Source organism: Microbacterium oxydans, assembly GCF_006540085.1.
GTDB lineage: Bacteria > Actinomycetota > Actinomycetes > Actinomycetales > Microbacteriaceae > Microbacterium > Microbacterium oxydans.
Window position 1 is genome coordinate 88,118 of sequence record NZ_BJOG01000008.1, and the last position, 25,866, is coordinate 113,983.

Consider the following 25,866-nt stretch of genomic DNA (forward strand, 5'->3'; position numbering starts at 1 on the left):
CGGCTCGGCGGACGCCGCGGTGACCGCGGCTCCCTCCACGGGGAGCATCCGACGTCCGAAGACCACCGGCCTGACCACGGGTGAGGTGAAGCCCGGAGTCGCGAAGGTCGATCCGATCCTCGTCGTCGACGCCGTCCAGCGTCGCTTCGGAGGCCTGACCGCCGTCGACGTCGATCACCTCGAAGTCCCACGAGGAGCCATCACCGCGCTGATCGGCCCGAACGGAGCAGGCAAGACGACGCTCTTCAACCTGCTCTGCGGATTCGACAAGCCCAACAGCGGCACGTGGTCGTTCGACGGCACGAGCCTCTCCGGGGTGCCGTCGTTCAAGGTGGCCAGGATGGGCCAGGTACGCACGTTCCAGCTCACCAAGTCGCTCTCGCTGCTCACGGTGCTCGAGAACATGAAGCTGGGCGCTCCGCATCAGCGCGGTGAGGGATTCTGGTCCAGCCTGTTCCCTGTCCTGTGGAGGGCACAGGACAACGAGATCGAGGCCAAGGCGCGCGAACTGCTGACGCGCTTCAAGCTCGACGCGAAGGAGAAGGACTTCGCCGCGGCCCTCTCGGGCGGCCAGCGCAAGCTCCTCGAGATGGCCAGGGCGCTGATGAGCGACCCGACGCTGGTGATGCTCGACGAGCCCATGGCCGGCGTCAACCCCGCGCTCACGCAGTCGCTCCTCGACCACATCCTCGACCTGAAGGAGGAGGGCATGACCGTGCTCTTCGTCGAGCACGACATGCACATGGTGCGTCACATCGCCGACTGGGTAATCGTGATGGCCGAGGGGCGGGTCGTCGCGGAGGGCCCTCCCGACGAGGTCATGGAGAACCCGGCTGTCGTTGACGCGTACCTCGGTGCACACCAGGACGTGGACCTCGGCGCCGTCACCGGACGTATCCCGGTGCTCCCCGATGCCGCCGCCAGCAGGCTCCGCGAGGAGATCGAAGCGGAGGCGGAGGCCGAGCTCGAGGCGACCGATCCGGTTCCCGGCACCGCTACCGATACCGATACCGATACCGATACCGATACCGAGGGAAAGGGCACCGCATGAGCGGGGAAACGCCGACCGATGCAGCGACGAGCGCGGCTCAGGACGATGTCGTCGTGAAGCTGACCGACGTCCATGCCGGCTATCTTCCCGGTGTGAACATCCTCAACGGTGCCAACCTCGTGGCGCGGCAGGGAGAGCTGATCGGGATCATCGGTCCGAACGGGGCGGGGAAGTCCACTCTCCTGAAGGCCATCTTCGGGCTCGTGAACGTGCGAAGCGGCGACATCACGGTGAAGGGTGAGAGCATCGTGGGTCTGAAGGCCGACAAGCTCGTCCGGCGCGGAGTGGCCTTCGTGCCGCAGACCAACAACGTCTTCCCCTCGCTGTCGATCGAGGAGAACCTGCAGATGGGGCTGTACCAGAACCCCAAGATCTACGACGAGCGACTCGAGTTCGTCACCGGCATCTTCGCTGAGCTGGGCAAGCGCCTCAAGCAGCGCGCCGGTTCGCTCTCCGGTGGTGAGCGGCAGATGGTCGCCATGTCCCGTGCCCTCATGATGGACCCGTCGGTGCTGCTGCTCGACGAGCCGTCGGCCGGCCTCTCCCCCGTGCGACAGGACGACGCGTTCATCCGGGTCTCCGACATCAACAAGGCCGGTGTCACGACGATCATGGTGGAGCAGAATGCTCGACGCTGCCTGCAGATCTGCGACCGAGGGTACGTCCTCGATCAGGGCAAGGACGCGCACGAGGGAAGTGGCAGGGACCTGCTGAACGACCCCAAGGTCATCGGTCTCTATCTCGGCACGCTCGGCACCGACGCCGCCTGAGCGGCGAGCGAGAAGCCGCGAGCGAGAAAGCCGCCGACACCACGACGAAGGCCCCGGATCGGATCCGGGGCCTTCGTCGTGTGATCGTCTGATCAGTTGGTGCGGGTGATCATGTTGTCGGCACCGTACTTGTAGATGCCGATCGACGCACCCTGCGGGTCGCCGGCCTCATCGAACGTGACGTCACCGGAGTAGCCGTCGTAGTCGGCCGTGCCGCCGTCGTTGATGATCTTGGCGCAGTCGGCGAAGCTGGTGCACTTCTTGCCGTCACCGGAGCCGCCCGACACCTCCTGCATCTTGGCCGCGATGTCCGCGCCGTCCGTCGAGCCGGCGGCCAGGGAGGCCAGCGCCACGAGGATGACGGCGTCGTATGCCTCAGCCGCGTAGGTGAAGTCCTTGACCTCGGCGTTGCCCTCACCCGTCCAGAAGTCCTGCAGACGCGAGGTGAAGTCGTCGGCGAGTGCGGGGCCGGCCTTGGTTCCCTGCGCGCCCTCGAGCGAGACCGGGATCTCCGAGCCGTAGTCGGACAGGTTGCCGTCGACCATGTAGAACTTGTCGGCCGAGATGCCGGCGTTCACCAGCAGAGGCGCGATGGTCTTGAACTGGTCGAACGACACGATCGCGACCGCGTCGGGGTTCTGCGCCTTGATCGTCTCGACCTGGGCGTCGAACTGCGCGTCGCCGACGTTGAACGACGCCTCGGCGACGACCTCGCCGCCGGTGCCCTCGAAGGTCTCCTTGATCGCCGCGTCGAGGCCCGTGCCGTACGCGTCGTTCTGGTAGATGATGCCGAGCGTCTTCGCGCCGTCCTCGGCGATGAGGTTGCCGAGCACCTCGCCCTGCAGCAGGTCGCTGGGGGCGGTGCGGAAGTACAGACCGTTGTCATCCCACGTGGTGAAGTCGGGCGAGGTGTTCGACGCGGAGATCTGGAGGATCCCGGCGCTGACGTTGCCGTCGAGGATGAGCTTGGAGACACCGGATGCGGCAGCTCCGACGATGGCGGAGACGCCGGCGCCCTGCAGCTTGGTGATCGAGGTCTCGTAGGCCTTGGTGTCGGTGTCGCCCTCGTCTTCGGCCGTCAGGTCGATCGTGATGCCGGCGGCCGCGTCGTTGACCTCCTGGACGGCCAGCCCGACGCCCGACTCCATGGGCGGGCCGAGGAACGCCAGCGAGCCGGTCTGCGGAAGCAGCGAGCCGAGCTTGAGCGTCAGATCGGCTGCGGGCTTGTCGCTGCCGCCGCTCTCCCCGCTCGGAGTGCTGCTGCAACCAGCGATGACGATGGCGGATGCACTGACCAGTGCGATCCCGGCGAAGACCTTCGCTGTGCGCGAGCCCTTCAATGCGTTCATGATGCTCCCTTGCGTAACTGAACGTGGATTGTGACCACAATCGGGTGCTCTAACACTAGGGCGTGAGTATCGCGCACAGGGGGTGCAAGTGTCTCGGTGCGTTAACGATCCGGGACCGGGTTCCCTGACCCGTGGTCCTCGGGATCAGGCGGCCTCGACCCGTGGAATCCTGCGCCCTCGTCGCGCGGCGAGCAGGAGGTCGACCACGAAGACGCCGATCGCGATCCACACGATGATGAAGCCGGCCCAGCGCTCGGCCGGCATCGGCTCGTGCAGCACCAGGACCCCGATGAGGAACTGCATGACGGGGGTGATGAACTGGATCATGCCGATCACCGTGAGGTTGATGCGTCGGGTTCCCGCGGCGAAGAGCAGCAGCGGAACGGCCGTGGCGACACCGGCGAAGGCCAGCAGCAACGCGTGCGCCCACCCGTTCGCGCCCATCGTGATGCCCGACGTGAGCGCGACGATGATCAGCTGCGCCACCGCGATGGGGATCAGCCAGAACGACTCCAGAGTCAGGCCGCTGATCGCATCGACCGCAGGGCCGATCTTCTTCTTGATGAGCCCGTACACGCCGAAGGACGCGGTCAGCGACAGCGCGATCCACGGGAACTGCCGGTAGGCGACGACGATCACGATGACGGCGATCGCCGCGATGGCGATGGCTGCCCACTGCAGTCGGCGGATGCGCTCCTTCAGCACGAAGACACCCAGCAGCACGGTCGTGATCGGGTTGATGAAGTACCCCAGGCTCGTCTCGACGACGTTGCCGCTGAGCGTTCCGATCAGGAACACCTGCCAGTTCACATAGATCAGCAGACCCGCCAGCGCGGTCAACCCCAGCAGCTTCGGCTGGCGGATGATGACGCCGAAGGCCACCCAACCGCGCGTGACGGTGAGCAGCAGGACGCAGAAGACGAAGGAGAGCAGCACCCGCCAGGCCACGACCTCCCACGGACCCGTCGGAACGAGGAGGAGGAAGTAGAGGGGAAGCACGCCCCAGAGGAGGTACGCCCCTCCGGCGTAGGCGACTCCGGCGGTCTGCGTGGCGCGGGTCGTCTCTGGGGTCACCGCACAACCCTATGCCCGCGGCGAGGATGCGGACCGCGACGGCTGAGCCTCCCGGCGGAGTTTGGCAGGAAAGGGATGCACGCTGGCGGACGCAGAAGGGGGCCCGGATGCGAGACGCATCCGGGCCCCCTTCGAGGACCTCACCCTGCCCCTCATGAGAGGCGGGGAACAGGTTCAGCAGATCAGCGGACGACGACCGCCAGGACGTCGCGAGCCGACAGGACGAGGAACTCGTCTGCGCCGAACTTCACCTCGGTGCCGCCGTACTTGCTGTAGAGCACGCGGTCGCCGACGGCGACGTCGAGCGGAACACGGTTGCCGTTGTCGTCGATGCGGCCGGGGCCGACCGCCACGACCTCGCCCTCCTGGGGCTTCTCCTTGGCGGTGTCGGGGATGACCAGGCCACTCGCGGTGGTCTGCTCGGCCTCGACCTGCTTGATGACGATGCGGTCCTCGAGCGGCTTGATGGAAACCGACACGGTCTACCTCTTCTTTCTTGACGCTGACACGAAAGACTTGTTCGCACTCTCAACCCGAGAGTGCTAATCCAGTCTAGGCGCTCGGCTGGCACTCACGCAATGCGAGTGCCAGTGAGCGACGCGGTTCGGCTCGAGGCGCGGCCGATTAGGCTGAGACCGTGGAGATGTCCGAGCTGCGCGCCCTGCTCACCCCCGAAGGTCTCGAGCTTCTCGACACGACCGGTCCCATCGAGTCGACCACCGAGGTCGCGCGAGCGGTGTCGCGGCTGCGTGCGGCCGGCCACTCCCCCGACCTCGTGTCCGCCGTCGTCGGGCAGGCGCACCTGCGGTCGAGGGCAGCGACGAAGTTCGGCCCCTTCGCCGCCCGCATGCTCTTCACCAGGGCCGGCCTCGAGCAGGCGACGCGGCTCGGTGTCGCGGCACGGCACGCCCAGCGCATCCGTCAGTCGGGCTTCACCCGTGTAGCCGACCTCGGCTGCGGTATCGGCGGCGATGCGCTCGCCTTCGCCGGAGCCGGACTCCAAGTGCACGCCGTCGACGCCGACGAGGTCACCTCCGCCATCGCGGCATACAACCTGGCGCCGTTCGGCGACGACGCCGCGGTGCGGCACGAGACGGCGGAGGAAGCCCTCTCCAGACTGGACGACGGGGACGCGGTCTGGATGGACCCGGCCAGACGCACCTCCGGGCACAGCGAGACCAGGCGTGTCTCCGCCGACGACTACTCCCCCTCCCTGGACTGGGCGTTCGATGTGGCCGCACGTCGCCCGACCGGCATCAAGCTCGGACCGGCCCACGACCGCGACGCACTGCCCGCCGATGCCGAGGCGCAGTGGGTGAGCGCCGACGGCAGCGTGGTCGAACTCGTCGTGTGGAGCGGATCCCTCGCCCGAGAAGGAGTGCGCCGCGCGGCACTGGTGATCCGCGGCGAGCGCTCGCACGAACTCACGGCTGCGGCCGACACCGCCGATGAGCCCGTGCGCGAGCTCGGCGCCTTCCTGCACGAGCCGGACGGGGCCGTGATCCGCGCGCGGCTGATCGGAGAGGTCGCCCGCAGTCTCGACGCCGGCATGCTCGACGAACACATCGCCTATCTGACATCCGACGCAGCCCTGACCAGTCCGTTCGTGCAGTCCTTCCGCGTCAGGGAGACGCTTCCGGCGAGCCCCAAGGCGATCAACGCCGCGCTCAAGGCGAACGATGTCGGACGCCTGGAGATCAAGAAACGCGGAGTGGATGTCGATCCCGCCGCCTTCCGGAAGAAGCTCACGCTGCGCGGAGACCAGGAGGCGACGCTGATCCTCGTCCGCATCGGCGACCAGCGCCGCGCGATCCTCGCCGACCGGGTGCCCGCGGCGAGCTGACGTCCGCTCAGCCGTCCGGATCGCGGCCCGGCGGTTCGACCACGATGGGGTCACCGGGTGGGGCCTCTACCCGGACGATCTCGCCCGGGCCTCCCCTCCCCGGCGATGCCTCGGTGATGACGAGGTAGGGCGTCTGCCACCTCGTGAACCTCGCCGCGAGAGTCGAGGTGCCGATGAGCGCACCGTCTCCGCCGTCGATGCGGTCGATCCGCGTTTCGAGTCCGGACTCGACGGCGGCGGTGGAGGCGGCGCACGTCATCGCATCGACCGCATCGACGATGAGGCACTTCTCGACGGTGCCTAGATCCGACACGCGGTCCCCGGTCCACACCGGCAAGGTGCGGAAGGAACCGACGATCTCGAGGGACGAGACGAACCCCTCGCCGGCCAGCTCCTCCGCGCGTGACCGCTCCGCACCCGCGAACTGCGACGGTGAAGAAGACGTCATCGGCCAGCGTTCCAGGGTGACGATCGGCTCCCCCGTCGTCGAGAGGAGCATCGAGGCGCTCACCGCCTCCACTCCGCGAGGGGTGTCACCGCTGTCCTCCATGGGGACCGGGATCGTCGCGCTCAGGCCGCGCCCGATGCTGTCGACCGGGAGGCAGGTCGACTGCGACTGCGCGCCGACGTCGAGGATCAGGCACCGGATGCCGGCCTCCTCACGGGTCGCGTACCAGGCCAGCGCATCCCCCTCTCGCGCGAGGGGCACGACCGAGCCGGGATCGAAGTCGGCTGCGGCGAGCGCGTCACGGCGGTCCTGCTGCACCGCCGTCAGCGTGACCTCCGGCGATGGCGGCGCGAACACCGCCCAGCCGATGCCCACTCCGGCCGCCAGCAGCAGGACGGAGACGACGGGCACCAGCACGGGGAGCCGACGCAGCGTCCGGGCGAGGATCTCCCGCCGGCGCGGCACGTCGCTATCGGGGGGCGGCTCGGTCCCTTCACCGACGACCGGCGCTGCCGCTGAGGCGACGTCGGCCGCGGGTTCGGGCGGCGCTGGCCGGGAATCGTCATCCGGTGCGGGAACCGAGGGGGCGGGTGACGAGGGGGCGGGTGACGCTCGCCGTGCATCCTCGAGCTCACGCAACCGCCGCAGCTCCCCCTCGGTCGCGGCGCCGTCGCGGCCGTACGCGCGGCGCTGGAGCTGTCGCAGTTCGTCGGCGTCATTCTCCGGCAGCACCGTCAGCACCTCCTTCGCGCGTGATCATCAGAGAGGAGTGCCCGTTGCTGGCGGTCGGAAGCTCCAGGCGGACGACCTCACCGCTGGGCTCGTCCACCACGTTCAGCACGAGGGTGGCGCTCTGCTCCTGCATCGTGAGCGCATCGGCGCACACCCGGGGGAACGCCGCGTCCGAGCCGTCGTAGATCAAGCAGGTCTGGAAGCCGTCGAGCTCCATTCCGGTCCACACCGGCACATCGCCGTCATAGCCGACCACCCACAGCGAGTTGATCTGGAACCCCTGATCCGCGATGCGCTTGGCCTTCTCCGCCTCGTCGGCATTCGCCCACGTCATCCCATTGGTGGTGCCCGGTCCGAACTCCGCCACGTTCGCGGCGACGGCAGGCTCGCCGGAGGCCGTGAACACCATCTGCACGTTGAGCTCGCGGCGGGTGTCCGCCTTCGACTCGAGCGTGACCGCGCCGAACAGTCCCGTCCTGCCCACCGTCTCGGTGCGCTCGCAGCTGGGCAGTGCAGACGGCGAGGTCGCCACGAGCAGGCAGGTGATCGCGGCGGCATTCTTCGTCGCCACCCAGATGACCGCACCTTCCTCGACGGCGAGGGCGCGCAGCGAGCCCCGGTCGTAGTTCCCGCTGGCGAGCAGGGAGCTCTGCCACTCCTGCTGCTCCGGACTCAGGGCGACGGTGGCGGGCCCGGACCCGCCGGACAGCGCCCATCCGAGCCCGACGCCGACCAGCACCAGCGTCGCGACGGCAGCGGCGAGCGGAAGCCAGCGCGTACGCAGCCATGATCTCTGCGGTGGCCGACCGGAGCCGCCCGAGTCTCCCGGGTCCATGCCGGTCGTCGTCACATCGCCGTCGGTCGCACCCGGCAGGTCCTCTGTCTGAGGCTCCTCGTTCCCTGTCTCCGGCGTCGAGGCTGCGACAGGAGCTCCGACGGGCGGATCCGCGACGTCGGGCGTCGGCTCGGCACGGCGCCGCTCCAGTTCGCGCAGTCTGAGCGCTTCGGCCGCCGTGAGCGATGCATCGCGACCGTACGCCCGCGCCTGCAGTGAGCGCAGCTCGGCGAGCTCGGCCGCGTCCGACATCGGTTCAGCCGAGCCGCTCGAACTGCATGCCGGCCCAGACCAGCCAGCCCAGGCTGTAGACGGTCGCGCAGAGCCCGAGCACGAGCGCCCAGCGCGCGATCGCACGGTTCTCGACCGGGCGACGCAATGACATGATCGCCGCGATGACCGCCACCACTGCGACCGGAATCCCCCACCCCACGAAGAACGACGCTCCGAGCGCCACGATCGCGGCCACCAGCGCCCACGGCGCCAGTCGGGTGTCGTCGATCGACACGGTCCCGGTGGACGGCTCCCACTCCGTCTCCTCGGGGGCGTCGATGTCCGGTCCCGTCACGACGACCGGTTCGATGCCCACCGGGCCCGTGGGCAGGCGGGTGTAGCCGTCGCGCCGCGCGCCGGGAAGGCGGGCGGTTCCCGCGGGGTGCTCCACCTCGTCGCTGGGGCGCTCGATGCGAGCCGCCGGCGTCGGGGGCGGGGCCGGCTCCGCGTCGGGAGCGTCGGGGGCGGCGCTCATGCGGGCACCGCCTCCGCGACCTGGATCTCCGTCACGGGAAGCGTCGAATCCGCCCCGAAGGCGAGCGTCGACGGCGGACGCCCGGAAGAGATGAGCTCGGCGGCGAGTGCGGCGATCATCGCCCCGTTGTCGGTGCAGAGCGAGAGCGGGGGGATGCGCACGGTGACGCCAGCGGCGTCGGCGCGCTCGAGCGCGACATCGCGGAGCCGTCGGTTCGCGACGACCCCTCCCCCGAGCAGCAGGCGGGGGACGCCGAGATCGGAGCACGCGGCGAGGGCCTTCGTGACCAGCACGTCGACGACGGCCTCGCGGAAGCTCGCGGCTACATCGGCGACGGGCACGTCGATCCCCTCGGCCTCGCAGCGCTCGACCCAGCGGGCGACCGCCGTCTTGAGCCCAGAGAACGAGAAGTCGTACCGGTGCTTCGCCAGGTCGGAGGCCCGCGACAGTCCGCGGGGGAACCGGATCGCGTGCGGGTCGCCGGTCGCCGCCGCCCGATCGATCTCCGGCCCTCCGGGGTACGGGAGCGACAGCAGCCGGGCGACCTTGTCGAAGGCCTCGCCCGCGGCGTCGTCCATCGTCTCCCCGAGCAGCTCGACGTCTGTGGTGAGGTCTCGCACGTGCAGCAGTGAGGTGTGCCCGCCCGAGACGAGCAGGGCGATCGTCGGGTATTCGAGCGGCGCGGAGTCGGCCGTGAGGATGTCGGCCGCGATGTGCCCGACCAGGTGGTTCACCGCGTACAGGGGCTTGTCGATCGAGACGGCGAGGCCCTTCGCGGCGCCGACACCGACCATCAGCGCGCCGGCGAGCCCTGGCCCGCTGGTGACCGCGACGGCATCGAGGTCGGCGAGTCCCACCCCCGCTTCGGCGAGCGCGGCGTCGATCGAGGGCTGCAGCGCCTCGAGGTGCGCCCGCGCGGCGACCTCGGGAACGACGCCGCCGTAGCGCGCGTGCTCGTCCATGCTCGAGGCGATGGTGTTCGACAGCAGGGTGCGCCCACGCACGATGCCGATGCCCGTCTCGTCGCAGCTCGTCTCGATGCCCAGAACCAGCGGTTCGCTCATGCCTTCGCCTCCTCGTCCGCCGCGGAGGGCGCCGCATGGTGCCGCAGGTGCATTCGCATCACGATCGCGTCGACGCCATCCGGCTGATAGTAGTGCGGGCGGCGGGCGATCTCCTCGAAGCCCTCGGCACGGTACAGCCCCTCCGCGGAGGGGTTGTCGGCCCTGACCTCCAGGAAGACCTCTCGCGCACCACGCTCCGCCGCCGCGGCGAGCAGAGCGCGCAACAGGGCGCGTCCTCTCCCGTGTCCCCGATGTTCGGCGAGCAGTGCGATGGTCTGGATGTCGGCGTCGGCGCTGCCGAGCAGTGCCCGTACCCCGCCGTAGCCGATGACCTCGCCGTCGTGCTCGTCGACCAGATACCGGCCGTGCGGGCTGACGAGTTCGGCGACCATGGTCTCCGAGCTCCAGGCATCGGTCGGGAAGGACCCGTTCTCGATCGCCATGATCGCGTCGAGGTCATCTGCTGTGGCGTCTCGAAGGGTCATGTGCCCACCTTCTTCGGGGCACCGGGGAGCGTCACATCAGGGTGCCGCATGTACAGGGGCTCCTCCCCGGCGAGCGTGCGGCCGGCCGCGAGAGCCCGCGCGCCGACCCGTGCGAGGTCCGTCGCGGACAGCGTCGACACATCGATGCGGCGGATGCCGTCGAGGTGGGCATCCGCGTCTGCCGCTCGGACGAGCACGGTGTCGGCGACCACAGCGGGGATGCCGTCGTCGTCGAGACCATCGAACACGGTGATGGCGACCTCGCGTCGGCGCGCGTCGGTCACGATCGCGAAGGGTGCGGTCTCGGTGTCGAGAGCGGTGAGGGCTGCCGCGACGTGGCTGGGGACGGGGACGACGGGGAGGTCGCGGCCGAGGGCGAAGGCGCGCGCGGCGGCGATGCCGATGCGCAGGCCGGTGAACGGCCCCGGCCCCATGCCGGTGACCACGTGCGTGATCTCCGTGTCGCCCGCCCCGCCGGAAGCATCGCCCGCCTCGCTGAGAACTTGCACGAGCAGGTCTCCGATGACCTCGGCATGGCCGAGCGGGTCGACGGCAGCCGCTTCGGCACGTCGTTCCCCGTCGGCATCGATGAGGGCGACGGCAGTGCCCAGGGAGGTATCGACGGCAAGGATCACGACTCCAGATTAGCCGCCGTCCCCTGGGGAGGGCTGCCGACCCGAGCCGCGCACCCCGGGTCAGCCGAGCGGCGCGCGCAGGGGGTAGTCCTGGTCTTCCAGGATCACCTGCGCGGCGGCTCCTGTGGTCTGGTTCACGATCACGGGGGCGAGGAGGTTCACGCTCACGCCCTCGGACGAGGGGTGGGCGACCACCAGCACCAGCGCGTCGTCGGGAGAGCCGAGAGCGAGGCCGTCCGCCTGCTCATCGCTGAGGGTCGGCGCGTAGTCGCTCAGCACCGTCCGAGGATCGACCAGGAACAGGCGCAGTTCCGCATCCTCGACCGCCCGCAGGGAGAACAACCCGTCTGACCCGTCGACGGGGGCGAGTGCGAAGTCCACATGGGGAGCCAGTCCCGGAGGCGGGGCGATGAACGTCAGTACGGCGCTCATCGCAGGAAGTCCATGAGCGACGGCTGCAGCACACGCGCGTTGACGGCGAGCGCCGAACGGTACACGAGCTCCTGCGCCTGCAGACGCACGAGCACCTCGATCGAATCGACGTCCTCCACCGCCGTCCTGCGGGACTCGAGGGACACGGAATTCTGCACTGCCGCCTCCTTGGCGCGTTCGATCTGGGACTGCCTGGTTCCCACCGAGCCCTGCACCCCGAGCATGGCGGTGCGTCGACTGTCGATCTCGCCGAGCCGGGGCCCGACGTTCGTGCCGGAGCGGAGGTCCGCCACGATCTTGTCCACGAGCGCGAAGACGGAGTCGTCTCCCGTGCCGAAGACCGCGGCGCCGTCGGTGTCGACGCGCACAGAGGCGGCGTCGGAGACCCGACGGGTGACTTCCGCTCCCGGCACCCCGCTGTGACTGTAGTCGGCGGCGAAGGCGGCCGTGTCGGACGTGCCCGCGAACACGGAACGGCCGAGCAGCCGCGTGTTCGCCTGGGACAGCATCTCCTTGCGGATGCCTTCGAGCTCGACCGCCAACGCCTCCTTGGCCGTCGCGTCCAGCGCCCCGTCGTTCGCGCCCTGGGCCGTCAGATCACGCACGCGCGCGAGCAGGGCGGTGCTCGCCGTGATGGCCGTGTCGGCAGCGGTGACCCAGGCGAGGCCGTCGTCGATGTTGCGCGCATACTGCTCGGTGCGACGCTGCTCGGCGTGAAGCGCCAGTGCCGTGGCCGCTGCCGCCGGGTCGTCGGACGGTGCGGCGAAGGCACGCTGGGATGTCGCCTGCTCCTGCAGACGCGCCAGCTCGGAGAGGTTGGACTGCAGCTGGCGCATGGCCGTCTGCGTCATGGCGGATGACGTCACTCGAGAGATCACGGTGCTCCTTCGCTCAGCGTCCGACGAGGCCGGTGCGGTTGATCAGGACGTCGAGCGCCTCATCCACCGCTGTCATCACACGGGCGGCGGCCTGATAGGCGGTCTGGTAGGTGAGCAGGCTGATGGTCTCCTCGTCGCCGTCGACAGCGGCGACCGACTGCTGGGCTCCGACGGCGGCGACAGCTGCGGAGTCGGAGAGCTTCGCGCGCTGCACGTCGGCCGCGGTCGCGACCCCGAACCGGGTGACCTGATCGGACCAGACGGCGTCAGGGGAGCCAGCGCTCCGACCGATCTGCGAGATCAGGTCGGCGTTGGTCGCGTCCAGGGCACCGGCACCGGGCGCCGCGAGCGCGAGCTCGGAGGCCGAGCCGACGGCGACGGTCAGGCCCAGTGCGGCGGAGCCCGTCGTCGGCACGGTGAAGAAGTCTCCCCCGGCCTGGCCGGTGGAGGTCACCCCTGCCCTGTGCTGGGCGTTCATGGCGTCGGCCAGCGTCGTTGCGACCTTGTCGTACGTCGCCGCGAGCCCGGCGAGCATGCCGCCTTCGGAGGCCGGGGCCAGCACCGACAGCGAGGCACCGAGCTCACCGCCGTCGATCGACACGGGCAGATCGGGCGCAGACGCCCACGAGAGGCTGAACCGCTGCCCCGAATCGATCGAGGCGGGCCCGGTCAGCACCAGGTGGCGTGAATCGGAACCCGATACCAGCGCGTTGCCGCCCAGCCGCACGGTCATCGTGCCGTCGCTCTCGATGGTCGCCGCCGCGCCGGACATCCTGGCCACGTTCTGCGCGAGGACGCTGCGCTGATCCATGAGCTCGTTCGCCGAGCGGCCGGAAGCGAGTGCATCGCGGATCTCTCCGTTGAGGACCGCGATCTGGGCGGCGGTGGCGTTCACCTGGGAGACCGTGCGGTCGGCGGAGTCGCGCGCATTGCTCCACTGGGTGGCGACGTTCCGGTACCCGCCGGCGATGTGCGAGGCGAGCTCCTTCGCCGATTCCAGGATGCTCGAGGCCGCTGCCCCCGAGTCCGGCGTGTTCGCGAGGTCCTGCCAGCCGGACCAGAACTTGGACAGCCGGGCGGCGAGCCCGTTCGCCGTGGGCTCGGCCAGCGATGCCTCGACCGTGGTCGCGGCCACCGCCCTGGTCGACCAGTACCCCGAAGCGCCGAGGGCGTCGCGCACCCTGGCGTCGAGAAGGGCGTCACCCAGGCGTGCGACGCCGTCGATCGAGACGCCGTGCCCCGGGAGGGCGCCCACGCTGAATCGTCCGGTCTGCGCGATGGCCGCGACGGCCGAGGTGGTCACACGCTGCCGCGTGTACCCCTCCGTCTTCTGATTGGCGATGTTCTGCCCGACCACGTCCATGCCGCGTCGGGCAGCCGCCAGTCCGCTGGCCGCCGTGTTCAATCCGCTGAAGGTCGACATGATCCCCTCTCGGTCACATCTCGGTGTCGATGATCCGCGCGGCATCGTCGCGCGCGCGGTCACCCTTGGTCGTGTACTCGCCCGTGTCGTGCCCGAGCGCGGCGATCGTCTCCTGCGTCGCGCGGAGCACTCCGCTGAGCTGCTCGGCGTTGGCGTCGCGCAGCTGCTCGACCTCGGCGGCGAGCTTCGACAGCGCTCGCAGATGGTCGGCGAACACCTCCTGCCATGCCCCTTCCGGCGCGTGCTCGATCAGCTCGCGGATCGTCGACGCCTCGGGAGCTCCCCACTCCTCGGCGACGGTGGCGACCTCGACGGTGCGGGCGAGGCCTGCGCCGCGCAGTCGATCGAGCACCTGATCGATCTCCCGTGCGGCAAACTGGATCCACTGGGATCGCCCGGCGGCGAGAAGCAGCTGCTGCTCATCGAGCTTGAACAGCAGCATCTCGAGCAGCTCGCGCTCTCGCCACAGCTGTATCGATAGTTCGTTGGCTCCCATGATCCCCTTTTCCCCAGTGATCGCCCCGCCTGACAACGCGGCCAAAGGTCACTATCGGCCAGCGTCTGCCTAACGTTACTATGTGGAACGGCGATGGATAGTTCTCCCCATGTACAAATCATAAAACGTGTGATATGTGCATCTGTTCATCTCCTCGGATCTTTCGGAGTGCATCCAGAGAGGTGGATCATCCCCCATGTCGTCGCGCGCTGAGCGCAATCTGCTCATAGAGAGCAACCTCCCCCTGGTCGGATACCTCGCCGCCGAGACCCATGCCCGCGCCACCCACATCCCCCGCGACGAGCTCGCGGCCGTCGGAGCACTCGCGCTCGTGACAGCGGCCGAAGCATTCGATCCGGAGCTCGGCGTACCCTTCGGGGCCTACGCCCGCCGACGCATCCTCGGCGCTTTCGCCGACGAGATGCGCTCGATGGACTGGGCCTCCCGCGGCATACGCAAACGCATCAAGGAGACCGTCGCCGTCCGCGAGGCGCTGACCGCCGGGCTCGGCCGCACCGCGACGGTCGCCGAGGTCGCCACCGCGATGGGCGTCGCGAAGGACGTCGTGATCGAAGCACTCGGCGACGCCGCCAGGATGCTGACCACTCTCGACGACCCCGCCGCCCGTGACGTCACCGCCGACATCCCCCTCCCCGAGGAATCGGCACTGGTGGGAGAACGGCGCGAGGTGCTCGAGCAGGCGGTCATCGCCCTGCCGGAGCGCATGCGGCGGATCGTGCAGGCGGTCTACTTCGACGAACGCCCCGTCAAGGAGATCGCCGAGGAGCTCGGGGTGACGCACTCCGCGGTGTCGCAGCAGCGCTCGGAAGCGATCCGGCTTCTGCGCGACGCCCTGGACCGCTACTACGCAGAGGGGTCGACGCCGGCAGCGACGACGCGGGTCTCCCCCGCGGCCCGCGATGCCTACTTCACCAGGATCGCGGACGCCGCCGGCTCCCGGATCGCCGGGGTCTTCCGCGAATCGGCGACTGCCTGAGCCGATTCCCCGCCGGCCCGACTAACGCGCCGGGAACCTCCGCCGATAGGTGTGACCGGGAGACCACGGATGGTCTCCCGCACAACACCATTCACGGAGGAGAACCCTTATGGGTATGCAGATCAGCACGAACGTGTCGGCACTCAACGCCTACCGCAACCTGTCCAACACGCAGAACGACCTGTCGAAGTCGCTCGAGAAGCTGTCCAGCGGCTTCCGCATCAACCGCGCGGCCGACGACGCTGCAGGCCTCGCGATCTCCGAGGGCCTGCGTTCGCAGGTCAACGGCCTGAACGTCGCGGCACGCAACGCCCAGGACGGCATCTCGGTCATCCAGACCGCTGAAGGCGCCCTGACCGAGGTCCACTCGATCCTGCAGCGCGTTCGCGACCTGACCGCTCAGGGTGCGAACGACTCGAACAACACGAAGTCGCGCGACGCGATCCAGAAGGAGATCAACACCCTCGGTGATGAGCTCACCCGGATCGCCGGCAGCACGAACTTCAACGGCATCAAGCTGCTCTCGGGCGGCAACACGCTGACGTTCCAGGTCGGTGCGGGCTCCGTCGCCGCCGAGGACCAGATCTCGGTCGCCCTGACCGACTTCGCCACCCTCGGTGCCGACATCAAGACGCTCGCGGGGACCATGACGGACGCCGCGACGTACGGTGCCGCGCTGGCGGGTATCGACACGCAGATCCAGGCGGTCTCGACCGCACGCGCCGGCTACGGTGCGCTGCAGAACCGCTTCGAGTCGACCATCAACAGCCTCAACGTGTCGGCGGAGAACCTCTCCGCCGCCGAGAGCCGGATCCGCGACACCGACATGGCGTCCGAGATGGTCAAGTTCACGTCGAAGAACATCCTGTCCCAGGCAGGTACGGCGATGCTGGCACAGGCCAACCAGGCCAACCAGGGCGTGCTCCAGCTCCTGCGCTGAACCACGTCATAGGGTCCGGACGCCCACCGGCGTCCGGACCCTGTCCGCTCCTCAACAGGAAAGGCGACCATGTCCCTCTCGCTCGACGGCCTCGTCTCCGGCCTGAAGACCACCGAGGTCATCAAGGCGCTGATGGATGTCGCCTCCATCCCCCGTTCACTGCTCAAGGCGAAGATGGATGACAAGAACGGCATCGTCACCCAGCTGCGCACCCTGAACACGGCGGTGCAGAACCTCGCCACGGCAGCCGAGAAGGCCGCGACCCGCGACGGACTCGCCCGCTTCACCACCTCGTCCTCCTCGCCGACGGTCACCGTCGCCACCCGCGATGGTGCCGCGCCGCTCTCGGCCGACATCGTCGTCGACAAGGTCGCCAAGAACCACACGATCGTCTCCGCAGCCTCCGCCGGGTGGCCCGTCGACCCACCGGTGATCACCCTCGAGAACGCCAAGGGCGAACGCGTGCAGGTCACCGCAGACTCCACGTCGATGCAGGATGTCGCCCGCGCGGTGAACGAAGCAGGCTTCGGCATCGTCGCCGCGGCCGTCCCCGCCGGACGTGACGCCGACGGCAACCCGATGCACCGCCTGCAGTTGCGGGCCGCCGACTCGGGAGAGGCCGGCCAGTTCCGCGCCTACCGCGGAGACACCGCTGCGGTAGCGGCCGGCACCGCCTCCGACATCTCCACCGAAGCAGGAGCGGCCGTCATCGACGTCGGTGCCGACGCCCAGGTGCGCCTGTGGGCCGGCACCAGCGCGGAGCAGGTGCTGACCTCGTCGAGCAACACCTTCACCGACCTGTTCGACGGGGTAGACGTGACCGTCTCCGCGGCCTCGGCGGCACCCGTGACCATCGGCGTCGCCGTCGACACCGCTGCTCGCACCAAGGCCTCCGCAGAGTTCATCGCCGCCGTCAAGGACATCCTGACCCGCATCGACAACGGCTCGAAGGCGACCATCGCCGCCAAGCAGGGAGACAAGACCACTCTGGGCGTCTTCACCGGCGACAGCGCGGTCCGGGGACTGCGCACGGCCCTCGCCGATGCGGTGCAGCACCCCGTGAACGGCGTCTCTCCTTCGTCGATCGGCATCTCGAGCGACATGTACGGCGTGATGAGCTTCGACGAGGAGAAGTTCGCCGAAGCCCTCGCGAAGGACCCGGATGCCGTCGCAGGACTGTTCTCCGACATCGCCTCGCGGGTGCAGGACACCGCGAAGGTGTACTCGGACAAGTACGAGGGGCTCCTCACCACGCGGATCACGGGCCAGGAGAGCGAGGTCAAGGGACTCGGCGAGCAGATGGAGCGCTGGGATGTCCGCCTCGCGCAGCGCAAGACCACTCTCGAGCGCACCTACGCACGCCTCGAGGTGATGCTCTCGCAACTGCAGTCACAGTCCTCGTACCTGACCTCGCAGATCGCCGCCCTTCCGGGCTCGAGCTCCAACTCGGGGAAGTGAGCATGAACGCCGCGCTCCGCGCCCAGCAGCGCTACCGTGACGACGCCGTGCTGTCGGCGCCGCCCGAGCGTCTGGTGACCATGCTCTACGACCGTCTCCTGCTCGACATCGAGCGCGGGGAGATCGCTCAGCGCGCAGAGGACTGGACCGAGGCGAACGCCCAGCTGCAGCACGCCCAGGCGATCGTCTCCGAGCTGTCGTCCTCGCTGACCGACGACTGGAACGGCAGCGCCGGCCTGCGCTCGCTGTACGTCTTCCTGTCGCAGACGCTCATCGGCGCCAACATCGGCCGCGACCCGGAGCGCACGCACGCGTGCCACGAGATCGTCGCGCCGCTGCGTGACGCCTGGCACGAGGCCGCTCGCACCGTCGCCGAGGCGCGGGCGTGAGCGGGGAAGAGTGGACCGCGCTGCTCGACCGGCTCGAACAGGAGGCCGAGCAGATCCTCGATGCCGCCCCCGGTGCCGCTGCCGACGCCGACCTCGCCCCGTGGACGCCGCCGAGCACGCCGCTTCCCGCCGAGCTCGCTGACCGCGCCCGGCGGGTGATCGACCTCCAGCGCTCAGCGATGGACCGTGCCCGCTCCGACCTCGACGGCATGCGCCGGCATCTCGGCGCCGTGAGCCGCATCCCCAGCACCCGTCGGCCGGAGGAGCCTGCCTACCTCGACGTCGATGGGTGAGCTCGCTCCCTAACGTCGCGCTGAACCCTGCCGATAGAGCAGGGAGAGCACGGATGGCTCGCAATTTTCGGCCATGGATCGGCCATACCACCCACACACGGGGAGCCGGTTTCGTGTTCGATTCTGTGACCATGAACGCGCTGACGAGCGCGCTCGACGGCCTCGCGCAGCGCCAGCGCGCGATCTCCGACAACATCGCCAACATCAACACCCCGAACTATCACGCCAAGCGCGTGCAGTTCGAGCAGGCTCTCGCCCGGTCGATCGATGCGGGTGATGGACGGGTCGGGGCGACGGTCGGCACCTCGCTCGAGCCCACGCGCCTCAACGGCAACAACGTCAACCTCGATACCGAGACCCTTTCCAGCATCGACACGATGCTGCGCTACCAGTTCGCCACGCAGGCCGTGAACGGCTCGTTCACATCGATGCGCACCGCGATGAGGACCTCATGACCTTCGACGCGATCGGCATCGCCGGCACCGGCCTGACCGTGCACCGCAAGTGGCTCGACGCCATCAGCGACAACATCGCCAACATCAACACCGCCGCTCCCAGCAACGGTGCGGCATTCCGCGCACGGTACATCCTCGCCCAGACGAGCGACCAGTCCCCCGGCGTGTACGTCGCCGGCACCGCCCAGGGCAGTGCACAGGGACGTCTGGTGCACCAGCCCGACCACCCGCTCGCCGACGCAGACGGCTACGTGCGCTATCCGGACATCGACCTCGGCGACCAGATGAGCCAGCTGATCCTCGCGCAGCGCGGCTACCAGGCGAGCGCCGCCATCGTCGACCGCGCCCGCAACTCCTACGAATCCGCCCTGCAGATCGGACGCAGCTGATGGCCGCACTCCCCGGCATCGAAGCCATCTCCTCGAGTTTCACGCTCGCCCCTCCCGCCGTCGCCCCCGCGAAGGCCACCGACGACACGGCGTTCGCGAACAGTGTCACCGGCGCCATCGACGAGCTGCGCACGCTGCAGTCGGAGTCGGACAAGCTCAAGGTCGCCGCGGTGACCGGAGACCTCGATGACATCCACTCGGCGATGATCGCGTCGTCGAGGGCCGCCGTCACCCTCGAGCTCGTAGCCGCCGTGCGCAACAAGGGCGTCGACGCGTTCAACGAGATCATGCGGATGCAAGCCTGATGCCCCAGGCCGTCACCAACGTGTTCCAGCGGATCGGGCGCGTGATCGCGGGCTTCTCGCTCGCGCAGCGCACGATCGCGATCATCGGCGTCGCCGTGCTCGCCCTCGGGATCGTCGCGCTCTCCAGCTGGCTCACCCGCCCGACCTACACCCCGCTGTTCTCCGGCATGAGCGCCTCCGACGCGAACGCCGTGGTCGAGCAGCTGCGCTCGTCGTCGGTGCCGTACGAACTGGCGGACGGCGGAGCGACGGTGCTCGTGCCCGAGAAGGACGTGTACGACCAGCGCCTGGCCGCAGCGTCCGCCGGTCTTCCCGGCGCGAGCTCCGGCGGGTACTCGCTGTTGGACAAGATGGGCGTCACGACGAGCGAGTTCCAGCAGTCGGTGACCTTCAAGCGCGCGATCGAGGGCGAGCTCGCCGCCACCATCTCCTCGATCAAGGGCGTGACGGCCGCGTCGGTGCAGCTCGCCATCCCCGAGGAGAGCGTGTTCGTCTCCGAGACCGTCGACCCCACGGCTTCCGTGTTCGTGGAGACCTCGGGCAACTCGACGCTCTCCCCGAAGCAGGTCGAGGCGATCGTGCATCTGACCTCGGCCGCGGTCAGCGGCATGAAGCCGGAGAACGTGGCCGTGGTGGATCAGAGCGGCCAGACCCTCTCGGCCGCCGGCGTCGGCACGACCGGCGGCATCGACCAGCAGGCCAGCGACTACGAAGCACGGGTGACCGCGAACGTGCAGCAGATGCTCGACACGGTCGTCGGCCCCGGCAACGCCAAGGTGACCGTGGTCGCCGAGATCGACCACTCCGTCAACGAGCGCGTCGAGGAGACCTACACGCCCGCCGAGGGCGCGCCCCCGTTGACAGAGCAGACCAGGACCGACACGCAGAACGGCTCGAGCTCGAACGCCGGCGTGCTGGGCCCCGACAACATCGCGGTCCCCTCGGCCGGGGGCGACGGCACCTCCGAGTCGACGGAGACCTCGAAGACCAACGCGGTCAACAAGAGCACGCAGAGCACCTCGACACCCGCCGGCTCGCTGCTGCGGCAGTCGGTGTCCGTGGCCGTCGACGCCGGTGCGGGCGGCGACCTGAGCACCGCGCAGCTGAGCGACCTCGTCGAGACCGCCGCGGGGATCGACACCGACCGCGGCGACTCGATCGCCGTCGAGCTCGTCGCCTTCAACCAGACCAGTTCCGAGGCGGCGCAGGCGGCGCTCCAGGCGGCGAAGGACGCCGAGGGCGCCGAGCGCCAGGCCGCGCTGCTGAACACCGTCATCATCGCAGCCGCCATCGCCATCCCGCTGCTCGCCGGTCTCGCCGCACTCATCATGCGTGCGCGCCGACGCCGCGGGGCCGACACCGAGTTCGAGGAGCTCTTCGGCGCCCGTCCGCCCGCGCTCTCCGCCCTCGACGCGGGCGCGACCGCCGCGATCGATCAGGCGCCGACCACGCCGCTGGCGTTCCTCGAGACGACGCCGGACCCCGAGCCGGAGCCCGACCCCGAGCCCGCGCAGGTGAGCCTCGAGCGCCGGCGCGCGGAGATCGACTCCCTCACGCGGCAGGACCCGAAGCGCACAGCCGACCTGCTGCGGACCCTCATCGACGACAGGCAGCAGGTATGACCGGACTGACCGATCGGCAGACAGCGGCCGTCGTCCTGATGAACCTCGATCGCGCCCAGGCGATCGAGGTGATGAAGCATCTGTCCGAAGCGGAGGCCGAGGCCGTCGCAGCCGAGATCATCGACCTGCAGAACCTGGACGCGGCGACCACCGCTCAGGCGCTCGGCCAGTTCCACCGCATCGCGTCGGGCCACCTGCCACCCGCCCGCGGAGGGCGCGACATCGCAGCGGGACTCCTGGAGGCGACGTTCGGCGCCGAACGCGCGGCCGCCGTGCTGGGCAGAGTCGGATCGTCGTCGATGAACTCGTCCTTCGAGTTCCTCGGGTCTGCAGACCCGGCTCAACTCGCGACGCTGCTCGACGGCGAACTTCCTCAGACCGTCGCCCTGGTGCTCGCCCATCTGCCCACGGACCGTGCTGCCGCCGTGCTCTCCACGCTCCCCGACCCCACACGCACGGACGTCGCCCACGCGATCGCGACGATGGGCACCGCATCTCAGGAGGCGATCGCGATCGTGGCGGACGCCCTCAAGGCGCGGACCGGCACCTTCGCGGCGCGCGACACTCCTGAGGTGCTCGGCGGCGTCGAGCCCCTCGTCGAGATCATCGCCCGTTCCGGCGCCACGGTGGAGAAGGCGCTGCTGGCGAGCATCGAGGACAGGGACAGCGCGTTGGCCGAGGACATCCGCTCGCGCATGTTCACGTTCGCCGACATCGTCAAGCTGGACGACCGCGACACCCAGCGCGTGCTGCGGGGCATGGACATCCGCTCGCTCGCCCTGGCTCTCAAGGGCGCGCACCAGCCCATCGCCGACCTCATCCGTCGCAACGTCTCCGAGCGCAACAGGGAGAACCTCGACGAGGAGGCCCGCACGCTCGGCCCCGTGCGCGTCTCGCAGGTCGAGGAGGCCAGAGCGGAGATCGTGCGCACGATCCGCGCGCTCGAGGCCGCCGGCGACATCACCGTGCAACGCGCCGACGAGGACGAATATGTCTACTGAGGCCTTCGCACCGGTGCTGTTCCCGCGTCTCGACGGCCGCGAGGACGGCGAGCAATACGCGATCGCCCGCACGCGCGGCTACGCCGACGGGCATGCGGAGGGGTTCCGCGCCGGCCGCGCGGAGGCCGAGTCGGAGCAGCGCGCTGCGGACGAGGCGCGGGCAGCGAGCCAGGCGGCCGAGGCGCAGCGGATCGAGACCGCGGTCGCCGCGCTCCACGCCGCAGCGCGATCCCTGGGAGACCGGGAACGGGAGCTCACCGCCGCCGGTGAGGACCAGGTGCTGCGCTGCGCGATCGAGATCGCGGAACTGATCCTGGTCTCGGAGCTCTCCGAGCCAGGGGCGGCCGCGGCCGCCGCCCTCCGACGCGCGTTGACCGGCGCGGGCCCCGAAGCGATCCGCGAGGTGCGCCTGAACCCGGATGACCTCGCGACCCTGCAGACGTCCGCCGCGGAGCCGAGCGACATCGCCCTCGTCGCCGACGACGCGCTCCACCGGGGAGATGCCGTCGCCACCCTGGCTCACGGCCACATCGACGCCAGGATCGGAAGCGCGCTCGAGCGCGCCCGTCGCGCCCTCACGGAGCACGCCCCGTGAGCGTCTGGGGCGCGGTGCGCGAGGCGGTTCGACCCGAGCGCATCGGCGAGGTCTCCCAGGTACGCGGCCTCAGCGTGCAGGTGCGTGGCCTCGACGGGGCCGTCGGCGACGTCGTGACGCTGGACGGTGTCGATGCCGAGGTCGTCGCGATCAGCGAGGGCGGACTGCGCTGCATGCCACTCGCCCCTGTCGCCGGCCTCACGGTGGGAGCCCCTGTGCGCGCTCGCGGAGGAGCACTGCGGGTGCCGACAGGAGCAGCGCTCCTCGGACGCGTCCTCGACGGTCTGGGCCGCCCGATCGACGGGAAGGGTCCGCTGACCGGTGCTGTGCCGGTGAGCCTCGACCATGCTCCGCCCTCCATCATGGGCCGCGACCGGATCGACTCGCCCCTTCCGCTCGGCGTACGGACGCTCGACACACTCGTCAGCGTCGGACGCGGTCAGCGCGTCGGACTCTTCGCGGGTTCCGGTGTGGGGAAGTCGTCGCTGCTGTCGATGATCGCGCGGGGCACCGAAGCAGAGGTCACCGTGATCGCGCTGGTCGGCGAGCGCGGACGCGAGGTGCGCGAGTTCATCGAAGACGACCTCGGGCCCGAAGGACTCGCCCGCTCCGTCGTGGTGGTCTCGACCTCGGACCAACCTGCCATGGCCCGCATCCGCGCCGCGTACACCGCCACCAGGATCGCCGAGGCCTTCCGCGACGACGGCGCACACGCCATCCTCATGATGGACTCGCTCACGCGCGTCGCCATGGCGCAGCGCGAGATCGGGCTCTCGGCCGGGGAGCCTCCGGCCACCCGCGGATACCCGCCCTCCACGTTCTCCCTCCTCGCCGGTCTGCTCGAGCGGGCAGGCACGGACACGCGCGGTTCCATCACCGGCATCTACACGGTGCTCGTCGACGGCGACGACCACAACGAGCCGATCGCCGACACGGTGCGGTCGATCCTCGACGGCCATGTCGTGCTCGACCGGGCGCTCGCACTGTCAGGGCACCACCCCGCGATCGACGTGCTCGGATCGGTGTCGCGTGTCGCCGGCAAGGTCACGACCCCCGAGCGCCGGGCGCACGCCGCGACGCTCCGCGCCGTGCTGGCCGCCCGCCGACGCGCCAACGACCTCATCGACATCGGTGCATATCAAGCCGGAGCGGATGCCCGCATCGACGCCGCGATCGCCCATGAGAAGGAGATCAGCGCGTTCCTCACGCAGCCCCTCGACGAGACCTGTGAGATCGAGGATTCCTGGCGTCGCCTGGACGACCTCGTGGCATCGTTCGGAGGAGTGTCATGAAGCGGTCGTTCTCGCTCGCCGGTCTGCTGCGGGTCAGGGAGATCCAGGAACGCGCAGCGGCCCAGCGCCTCTCGCGCGCCGTGATCGACGCGCAGCACACGGAGGCGCGCGATCGATCCCTCCGCGCGCACCTGTCCGGGGTCGGAAGCGAAGCCGTCGACGTCCGCTCCCTCGCCGCGCTCGCGGCAGCTCGCGTCGCCGGCCGGACCCTGCTGGTCGACCTGACGACCCTGTCCGAACTGCAGAAGCGGACGGTGGACGAGGCGAGGACAGAGCACGCCGAAGCGCGGAGGGCGATGCGCGGACTCGACCGGCTCGCCGAAGCGCACGCCCTCCGGATGCGGACCGCGGAGCTGCACGCCGAGCAGACGGAACTCGACGAGATCGGTTCGCGCACGAGCAGCACGACCACGGAGGACCACGCATGACGTCTCTCGGCATCGTCGACATGCTCACCCCGCGGATGAACCGTGCTGCGGGATCGCCCGCCGACGCCCGTCAGCCCACCCCCGGAGCCGCGGCCTTCGCCGATGTCATCATCGATGCCTCGCGTGCCACCGACGATCGGGCGGCTGACACGTCGGCGAGCGCACCCGCCGACGACTCTTCCCCCGATCTCGCGACAGTTCACCCCGCGCCGTCCGACCCCACGGCCTCACCCGTGCCATCCGGTCCGGTTCCGCCCAGCGTCGCCCTGCCCACCCCCGTGCCGACCAGCCCGGCTCCGCCCGTGGAGGAGACCCTGCTCGGCGTCGGAGCTCCGACGGGGACACCGCCGACGGCTCACGCCCCGGGAGGCGCCGCTTCGACGGGTGCGTCCGGCGGCACTGCCGTGGGCGAAGGGGCAGCGGGCGTGATCGAGATCGGGTCGCCACCGTCCCCCGCGGGATCGGTCGCCGCCGCCTCAGGTCTCGCGACCGGCGGTGCATTGCCATCGCCGCCGCTCAGCGGACCGGCGGCCATGAGGATCTCGGCGGATGCGACGACGGTGGCTGCTCCGGAGACGGATGCGCTCAGCTCGACCTGGACCTCGACCTCGACCTCGGTTTCGACATCGACTTCCAGCGGGGGGAACGCCGGCACTGCCGCGTCAGCGCTCTCGACCACCGCGGCCCTCCCCGCCGGCGGGAGCACCGCAGCAGATGCCCGCGGAGCAGCGGGCGCGGAGGATCAGACGATCGTCCCGTCGGATCCGGTGTCGGAGTCCACGGCCCCGGTCGCGCCGACCGGCCCGTCGGCGACCCCGGCGCATTCGGTCCCCCATGCCACCGGGGACGCGTCCACCGCGACTCCGGCGATCGGGGGCACGACCCCCGCGACGCCCGTGTCCACTGCGGCGGCTCCGAGCGTCGTCGCGACGGCCCGTCCCGCGCTGTTCACCCAGATCGCGACCCCCATCGTCTCGCTCGCGCAGGCACCGGACGGCGACCACAGCCTCACGCTCACCGTGTCGCCCGAGAACCTCGGTCCCGTGACGGTGCGCGCCCATATCTCCGGGGGCGCGATCCACATCGAGCTGCACGCGCCGAACGACCTCGGCAGGGAGGCGCTGCGCTCGATCCTCGTCGACCTCCGTCGCGACCTCGCCGCCGCGGCACCCCATGCGTCCCTCCTGCTGTCGACCTCGGACGACGGACCCGCCGCTTCGAACCCGCAGAGCTCCGGCGGCGGCGGTGCAGCCGGTGGGTCTTCGCACACCGCGGGGGCGGACCAGGGTCGGGCGGGACCGGGAACACCGAACGGCCGTGACGGGACGACCGGAACCGCAGTGCCGGGAGGCTCACCTTCCGCGGATCACCCTTTATCCGTCGATCCGACTTCCCCGCTGACTTCGCCGCACGGCGGCATCGACATCTTCGCCTGATCC

At 69.9% G+C, this 25,866-nt stretch carries 30 protein-coding genes; 17 read left to right on the forward strand and 13 right to left on the reverse strand.

The window, feature by feature from the left end; translation table 11 throughout:
- Window positions 1-19: 19 nt before the first annotated feature.
- Together MOX01_RS14705 and MOX01_RS14710 are read left to right on the forward strand one after the other, a co-directional pair.
- On the forward strand, window positions 20-1,051 hold the full coding sequence (locus tag MOX01_RS14705) for an ABC transporter ATP-binding protein (protein WP_371861870.1): 1,032 nt from the start codon (window positions 20-22) through the stop codon (window positions 1,049-1,051).
- A complete protein-coding gene (locus tag MOX01_RS14710; protein ID WP_046747417.1) occupies window positions 1,048-1,821 on the forward strand; it encodes an ABC transporter ATP-binding protein in 774 nt (257 codons plus the stop codon). Before MOX01_RS14705 ends, MOX01_RS14710 begins: the two co-directional genes overlap by 4 nt.
- Before the next feature lie 92 nt (window positions 1,822-1,913).
- On the opposite strand, the gene MOX01_RS14715 is transcribed toward MOX01_RS14710, so the two are convergent.
- From MOX01_RS14715 to groES, 3 genes are all read right to left on the reverse strand, one after another.
- The gene (locus MOX01_RS14715) at window positions 1,914-3,170 is read right to left on the reverse strand and encodes an ABC transporter substrate-binding protein (protein WP_046747416.1); all 1,257 of its coding nucleotides are present in this window, start codon (window positions 3,168-3,170) and stop codon (window positions 1,914-1,916) included.
- Window positions 3,171-3,314: 144 nt separating this feature from the next.
- A complete protein-coding gene (gene rarD / locus MOX01_RS14720) occupies window positions 3,315-4,244 on the reverse strand; it encodes an EamA family transporter RarD (RefSeq protein WP_058631858.1) in 930 nt (309 codons plus the stop codon).
- 182 nt (window positions 4,245-4,426) lie between these two features.
- Entirely contained in the window at window positions 4,427-4,723 is a 297-nt protein-coding gene (gene groES / locus MOX01_RS14725; protein WP_017203655.1) for a co-chaperone GroES, read from the reverse strand.
- Window positions 4,724-4,881: 158 nt separating this feature from the next.
- Between groES and MOX01_RS14730 the strand changes: the two genes are divergently transcribed.
- On the forward strand, window positions 4,882-6,087 hold the full coding sequence (locus tag MOX01_RS14730) for a THUMP-like domain-containing protein (RefSeq protein ID WP_141370344.1): 1,206 nt from the start codon (window positions 4,882-4,884) through the stop codon (window positions 6,085-6,087).
- 7 nt (window positions 6,088-6,094) lie between these two features.
- Here MOX01_RS14730 and MOX01_RS14735 read toward each other — a convergent pair whose 3' ends face one another.
- From MOX01_RS14735 to flgN, 10 genes are read right to left on the reverse strand one after another with little or no spacing between them, the layout of a single operon-like run.
- The gene (locus MOX01_RS14735; protein WP_141370346.1) at window positions 6,095-7,267 is read right to left on the reverse strand and encodes a hypothetical protein; all 1,173 of its coding nucleotides are present in this window, start codon (window positions 7,265-7,267) and stop codon (window positions 6,095-6,097) included.
- Window positions 7,251-8,354 carry a hypothetical protein gene (locus MOX01_RS14740; RefSeq protein ID WP_141370349.1) on the reverse strand — a complete coding sequence of 368 codons (1,104 nt, stop codon included), beginning with the start codon at window positions 8,352-8,354 and terminating at the stop codon, window positions 7,251-7,253. The genes MOX01_RS14735 and MOX01_RS14740 overlap by 17 nt, the downstream gene beginning before the upstream one ends.
- Before the next feature lie 4 nt (window positions 8,355-8,358).
- Window positions 8,359-8,850, reverse strand: a complete 492-nt coding sequence (locus MOX01_RS14745) for a hypothetical protein (RefSeq protein ID WP_058632723.1) — start codon at window positions 8,848-8,850, stop codon at window positions 8,359-8,361.
- Window positions 8,847-9,914: a tRNA (adenosine(37)-N6)-threonylcarbamoyltransferase complex transferase subunit TsaD gene (gene tsaD, locus MOX01_RS14750; protein ID WP_046747410.1), complete on the reverse strand. Its 1,068-nt coding sequence runs from the start codon at window positions 9,912-9,914 to the stop codon at window positions 8,847-8,849. Before tsaD ends, MOX01_RS14745 begins: the two co-directional genes overlap by 4 nt.
- Window positions 9,911-10,399, reverse strand: coding sequence for a ribosomal protein S18-alanine N-acetyltransferase (gene rimI / locus MOX01_RS14755; protein ID WP_141370351.1), 489 nt, complete (start codon window positions 10,397-10,399; stop codon window positions 9,911-9,913). Before rimI ends, tsaD begins: the two co-directional genes overlap by 4 nt.
- On the reverse strand, window positions 10,396-11,034 hold the full coding sequence (gene tsaB / locus MOX01_RS14760) for a tRNA (adenosine(37)-N6)-threonylcarbamoyltransferase complex dimerization subunit type 1 TsaB (protein ID WP_046747408.1): 639 nt from the start codon (window positions 11,032-11,034) through the stop codon (window positions 10,396-10,398). The genes rimI and tsaB overlap by 4 nt, the downstream gene beginning before the upstream one ends.
- Window positions 11,035-11,094: 60 nt before the next feature.
- A complete protein-coding gene (locus MOX01_RS14765; RefSeq protein WP_113680842.1) occupies window positions 11,095-11,466 on the reverse strand; it encodes a flagellar assembly protein FliW in 372 nt (123 codons plus the stop codon).
- Window positions 11,463-12,344, reverse strand: coding sequence for a flagellar hook-associated protein FlgL (flgL, locus tag MOX01_RS14770; protein WP_058632719.1), 882 nt, complete (start codon window positions 12,342-12,344; stop codon window positions 11,463-11,465). The genes MOX01_RS14765 and flgL overlap by 4 nt, the downstream gene beginning before the upstream one ends.
- A 13-nt stretch (window positions 12,345-12,357) precedes the next feature.
- Window positions 12,358-13,767, reverse strand: a complete 1,410-nt coding sequence (flgK, locus tag MOX01_RS14775; RefSeq protein ID WP_141370353.1) for a flagellar hook-associated protein FlgK — start codon at window positions 13,765-13,767, stop codon at window positions 12,358-12,360.
- 13 nt (window positions 13,768-13,780) lie between these two features.
- A complete protein-coding gene (flgN, locus tag MOX01_RS14780; protein ID WP_046747404.1) occupies window positions 13,781-14,263 on the reverse strand; it encodes a flagellar export chaperone FlgN in 483 nt (160 codons plus the stop codon).
- A 196-nt stretch (window positions 14,264-14,459) separates the two neighbouring features.
- Between flgN and MOX01_RS14785 the strand changes: the two genes are divergently transcribed.
- The 14 genes from MOX01_RS14785 (at window position 14,460) to MOX01_RS14850 (ending at window position 25,863) form a co-directional block, all read left to right on the forward strand.
- Window positions 14,460-15,260 carry a sigma-70 family RNA polymerase sigma factor gene (locus MOX01_RS14785; protein ID WP_046747403.1) on the forward strand — a complete coding sequence of 267 codons (801 nt, stop codon included), beginning with the start codon at window positions 14,460-14,462 and terminating at the stop codon, window positions 15,258-15,260.
- A gap of 109 nt (window positions 15,261-15,369) precedes the next feature.
- Window positions 15,370-16,200, forward strand: coding sequence for a flagellin N-terminal helical domain-containing protein (locus tag MOX01_RS14790; RefSeq protein WP_045263723.1), 831 nt, complete (start codon window positions 15,370-15,372; stop codon window positions 16,198-16,200).
- 69 nt (window positions 16,201-16,269) lie between these two features.
- The gene (gene fliD / locus MOX01_RS14795; protein ID WP_046747401.1) at window positions 16,270-17,658 is read left to right on the forward strand and encodes a flagellar filament capping protein FliD; all 1,389 of its coding nucleotides are present in this window, start codon (window positions 16,270-16,272) and stop codon (window positions 17,656-17,658) included.
- A 2-nt stretch (window positions 17,659-17,660) separates the two neighbouring features.
- Complete coding sequence (fliS, locus tag MOX01_RS14800) at window positions 17,661-18,047, forward strand: flagellar export chaperone FliS (RefSeq protein WP_046747400.1); 387 nt, start codon at window positions 17,661-17,663, stop codon at window positions 18,045-18,047.
- Window positions 18,044-18,340: a hypothetical protein gene (locus MOX01_RS14805; RefSeq protein ID WP_061015743.1), complete on the forward strand. Its 297-nt coding sequence runs from the start codon at window positions 18,044-18,046 to the stop codon at window positions 18,338-18,340. The genes fliS and MOX01_RS14805 overlap by 4 nt, the downstream gene beginning before the upstream one ends.
- A gap of 113 nt (window positions 18,341-18,453) precedes the next feature.
- Window positions 18,454-18,795 carry a flagellar basal body rod protein FlgB gene (locus MOX01_RS14810; RefSeq protein WP_046747398.1) on the forward strand — a complete coding sequence of 114 codons (342 nt, stop codon included), beginning with the start codon at window positions 18,454-18,456 and terminating at the stop codon, window positions 18,793-18,795.
- A complete protein-coding gene (locus MOX01_RS14815; protein WP_021198933.1) occupies window positions 18,792-19,184 on the forward strand; it encodes a flagellar basal body rod protein FlgC in 393 nt (130 codons plus the stop codon). The genes MOX01_RS14810 and MOX01_RS14815 overlap by 4 nt, the downstream gene beginning before the upstream one ends.
- The gene (fliE, locus tag MOX01_RS14820) at window positions 19,184-19,489 is read left to right on the forward strand and encodes a flagellar hook-basal body complex protein FliE (RefSeq protein ID WP_046747397.1); all 306 of its coding nucleotides are present in this window, start codon (window positions 19,184-19,186) and stop codon (window positions 19,487-19,489) included. The genes MOX01_RS14815 and fliE overlap by 1 nt, the downstream gene beginning before the upstream one ends.
- Window positions 19,489-21,111: a flagellar basal-body MS-ring/collar protein FliF gene (gene fliF, locus MOX01_RS14825; protein WP_058632716.1), complete on the forward strand. Its 1,623-nt coding sequence runs from the start codon at window positions 19,489-19,491 to the stop codon at window positions 21,109-21,111. The genes fliE and fliF overlap by 1 nt, the downstream gene beginning before the upstream one ends.
- Window positions 21,108-22,112: a flagellar motor switch protein FliG gene (gene fliG, locus MOX01_RS14830; protein ID WP_046747395.1), complete on the forward strand. Its 1,005-nt coding sequence runs from the start codon at window positions 21,108-21,110 to the stop codon at window positions 22,110-22,112. Before fliF ends, fliG begins: the two co-directional genes overlap by 4 nt.
- Window positions 22,102-22,707: a FliH/SctL family protein gene (locus MOX01_RS14835; protein ID WP_141370355.1), complete on the forward strand. Its 606-nt coding sequence runs from the start codon at window positions 22,102-22,104 to the stop codon at window positions 22,705-22,707. Before fliG ends, MOX01_RS14835 begins: the two co-directional genes overlap by 11 nt.
- Window positions 22,704-23,999 (forward strand): FliI/YscN family ATPase, encoded by a 1,296-nt coding sequence (locus MOX01_RS14840; protein WP_046747393.1) that lies wholly within the window; start codon window positions 22,704-22,706, stop codon window positions 23,997-23,999. Before MOX01_RS14835 ends, MOX01_RS14840 begins: the two co-directional genes overlap by 4 nt.
- Window positions 23,996-24,427 carry a flagellar FliJ family protein gene (locus MOX01_RS14845; RefSeq protein WP_061015735.1) on the forward strand — a complete coding sequence of 144 codons (432 nt, stop codon included), beginning with the start codon at window positions 23,996-23,998 and terminating at the stop codon, window positions 24,425-24,427. Before MOX01_RS14840 ends, MOX01_RS14845 begins: the two co-directional genes overlap by 4 nt.
- Window positions 24,424-25,863 carry a flagellar hook-length control protein FliK gene (locus MOX01_RS14850; RefSeq protein WP_141370357.1) on the forward strand — a complete coding sequence of 480 codons (1,440 nt, stop codon included), beginning with the start codon at window positions 24,424-24,426 and terminating at the stop codon, window positions 25,861-25,863. Before MOX01_RS14845 ends, MOX01_RS14850 begins: the two co-directional genes overlap by 4 nt.
- The last annotated feature ends 3 nt before the right edge of the window (window positions 25,864-25,866 follow it).

What these genes read in the sequence shown, in the direction of transcription:
- MOX01_RS14710 (WP_046747417.1), top strand. Translation starts at nt 1,048, where the DNA reads ATGAGCGGGGAAACGCCGACCGATGCAGCGACGAGCGCGGCTCAGGAC.
- MOX01_RS14835 (WP_141370355.1), top strand. Translation starts at nt 22,102, where the DNA reads ATGTCTACTGAGGCCTTCGCACCGGTGCTGTTCCCGCGTCTCGACGGC.
- MOX01_RS14845 (WP_061015735.1), top strand. Translation starts at nt 23,996, where the DNA reads ATGAAGCGGTCGTTCTCGCTCGCCGGTCTGCTGCGGGTCAGGGAGATC.
- fliF (WP_058632716.1), top strand. Translation starts at nt 19,489, where the DNA reads ATGCCCCAGGCCGTCACCAACGTGTTCCAGCGGATCGGGCGCGTGATC.
- MOX01_RS14765 (WP_113680842.1), bottom strand. Translation starts at nt 11,466, where the DNA reads ATGAGCGCCGTACTGACGTTCATCGCCCCGCCTCCGGGACTGGCTCCC.
- MOX01_RS14740 (WP_141370349.1), bottom strand. Translation starts at nt 8,354, where the DNA reads ATGTCGGACGCGGCCGAGCTCGCCGAGCTGCGCTCACTGCAGGCGCGG.
- fliE (WP_046747397.1), top strand. Translation starts at nt 19,184, where the DNA reads ATGGCCGCACTCCCCGGCATCGAAGCCATCTCCTCGAGTTTCACGCTC.
- tsaD (WP_046747410.1), bottom strand. Translation starts at nt 9,914, where the DNA reads ATGAGCGAACCGCTGGTTCTGGGCATCGAGACGAGCTGCGACGAGACG.
- MOX01_RS14785 (WP_046747403.1), top strand. Translation starts at nt 14,460, where the DNA reads ATGTCGTCGCGCGCTGAGCGCAATCTGCTCATAGAGAGCAACCTCCCC.
- MOX01_RS14715 (WP_046747416.1), bottom strand. Translation starts at nt 3,170, where the DNA reads ATGAACGCATTGAAGGGCTCGCGCACAGCGAAGGTCTTCGCCGGGATC.
- fliG (WP_046747395.1), top strand. Translation starts at nt 21,108, where the DNA reads ATGACCGGACTGACCGATCGGCAGACAGCGGCCGTCGTCCTGATGAAC.
- fliS (WP_046747400.1), top strand. Translation starts at nt 17,661, where the DNA reads ATGAACGCCGCGCTCCGCGCCCAGCAGCGCTACCGTGACGACGCCGTG.
- MOX01_RS14790 (WP_045263723.1), top strand. Translation starts at nt 15,370, where the DNA reads ATGGGTATGCAGATCAGCACGAACGTGTCGGCACTCAACGCCTACCGC.
- fliD (WP_046747401.1), top strand. Translation starts at nt 16,270, where the DNA reads ATGTCCCTCTCGCTCGACGGCCTCGTCTCCGGCCTGAAGACCACCGAG.
- rimI (WP_141370351.1), bottom strand. Translation starts at nt 10,399, where the DNA reads ATGACCCTTCGAGACGCCACAGCAGATGACCTCGACGCGATCATGGCG.
- flgN (WP_046747404.1), bottom strand. Translation starts at nt 14,263, where the DNA reads ATGGGAGCCAACGAACTATCGATACAGCTGTGGCGAGAGCGCGAGCTG.
- MOX01_RS14745 (WP_058632723.1), bottom strand. Translation starts at nt 8,850, where the DNA reads ATGAGCGCCGCCCCCGACGCTCCCGACGCGGAGCCGGCCCCGCCCCCG.
- flgK (WP_141370353.1), bottom strand. Translation starts at nt 13,767, where the DNA reads ATGTCGACCTTCAGCGGATTGAACACGGCGGCCAGCGGACTGGCGGCT.
- MOX01_RS14815 (WP_021198933.1), top strand. Translation starts at nt 18,792, where the DNA reads ATGACCTTCGACGCGATCGGCATCGCCGGCACCGGCCTGACCGTGCAC.
- MOX01_RS14850 (WP_141370357.1), top strand. Translation starts at nt 24,424, where the DNA reads ATGACGTCTCTCGGCATCGTCGACATGCTCACCCCGCGGATGAACCGT.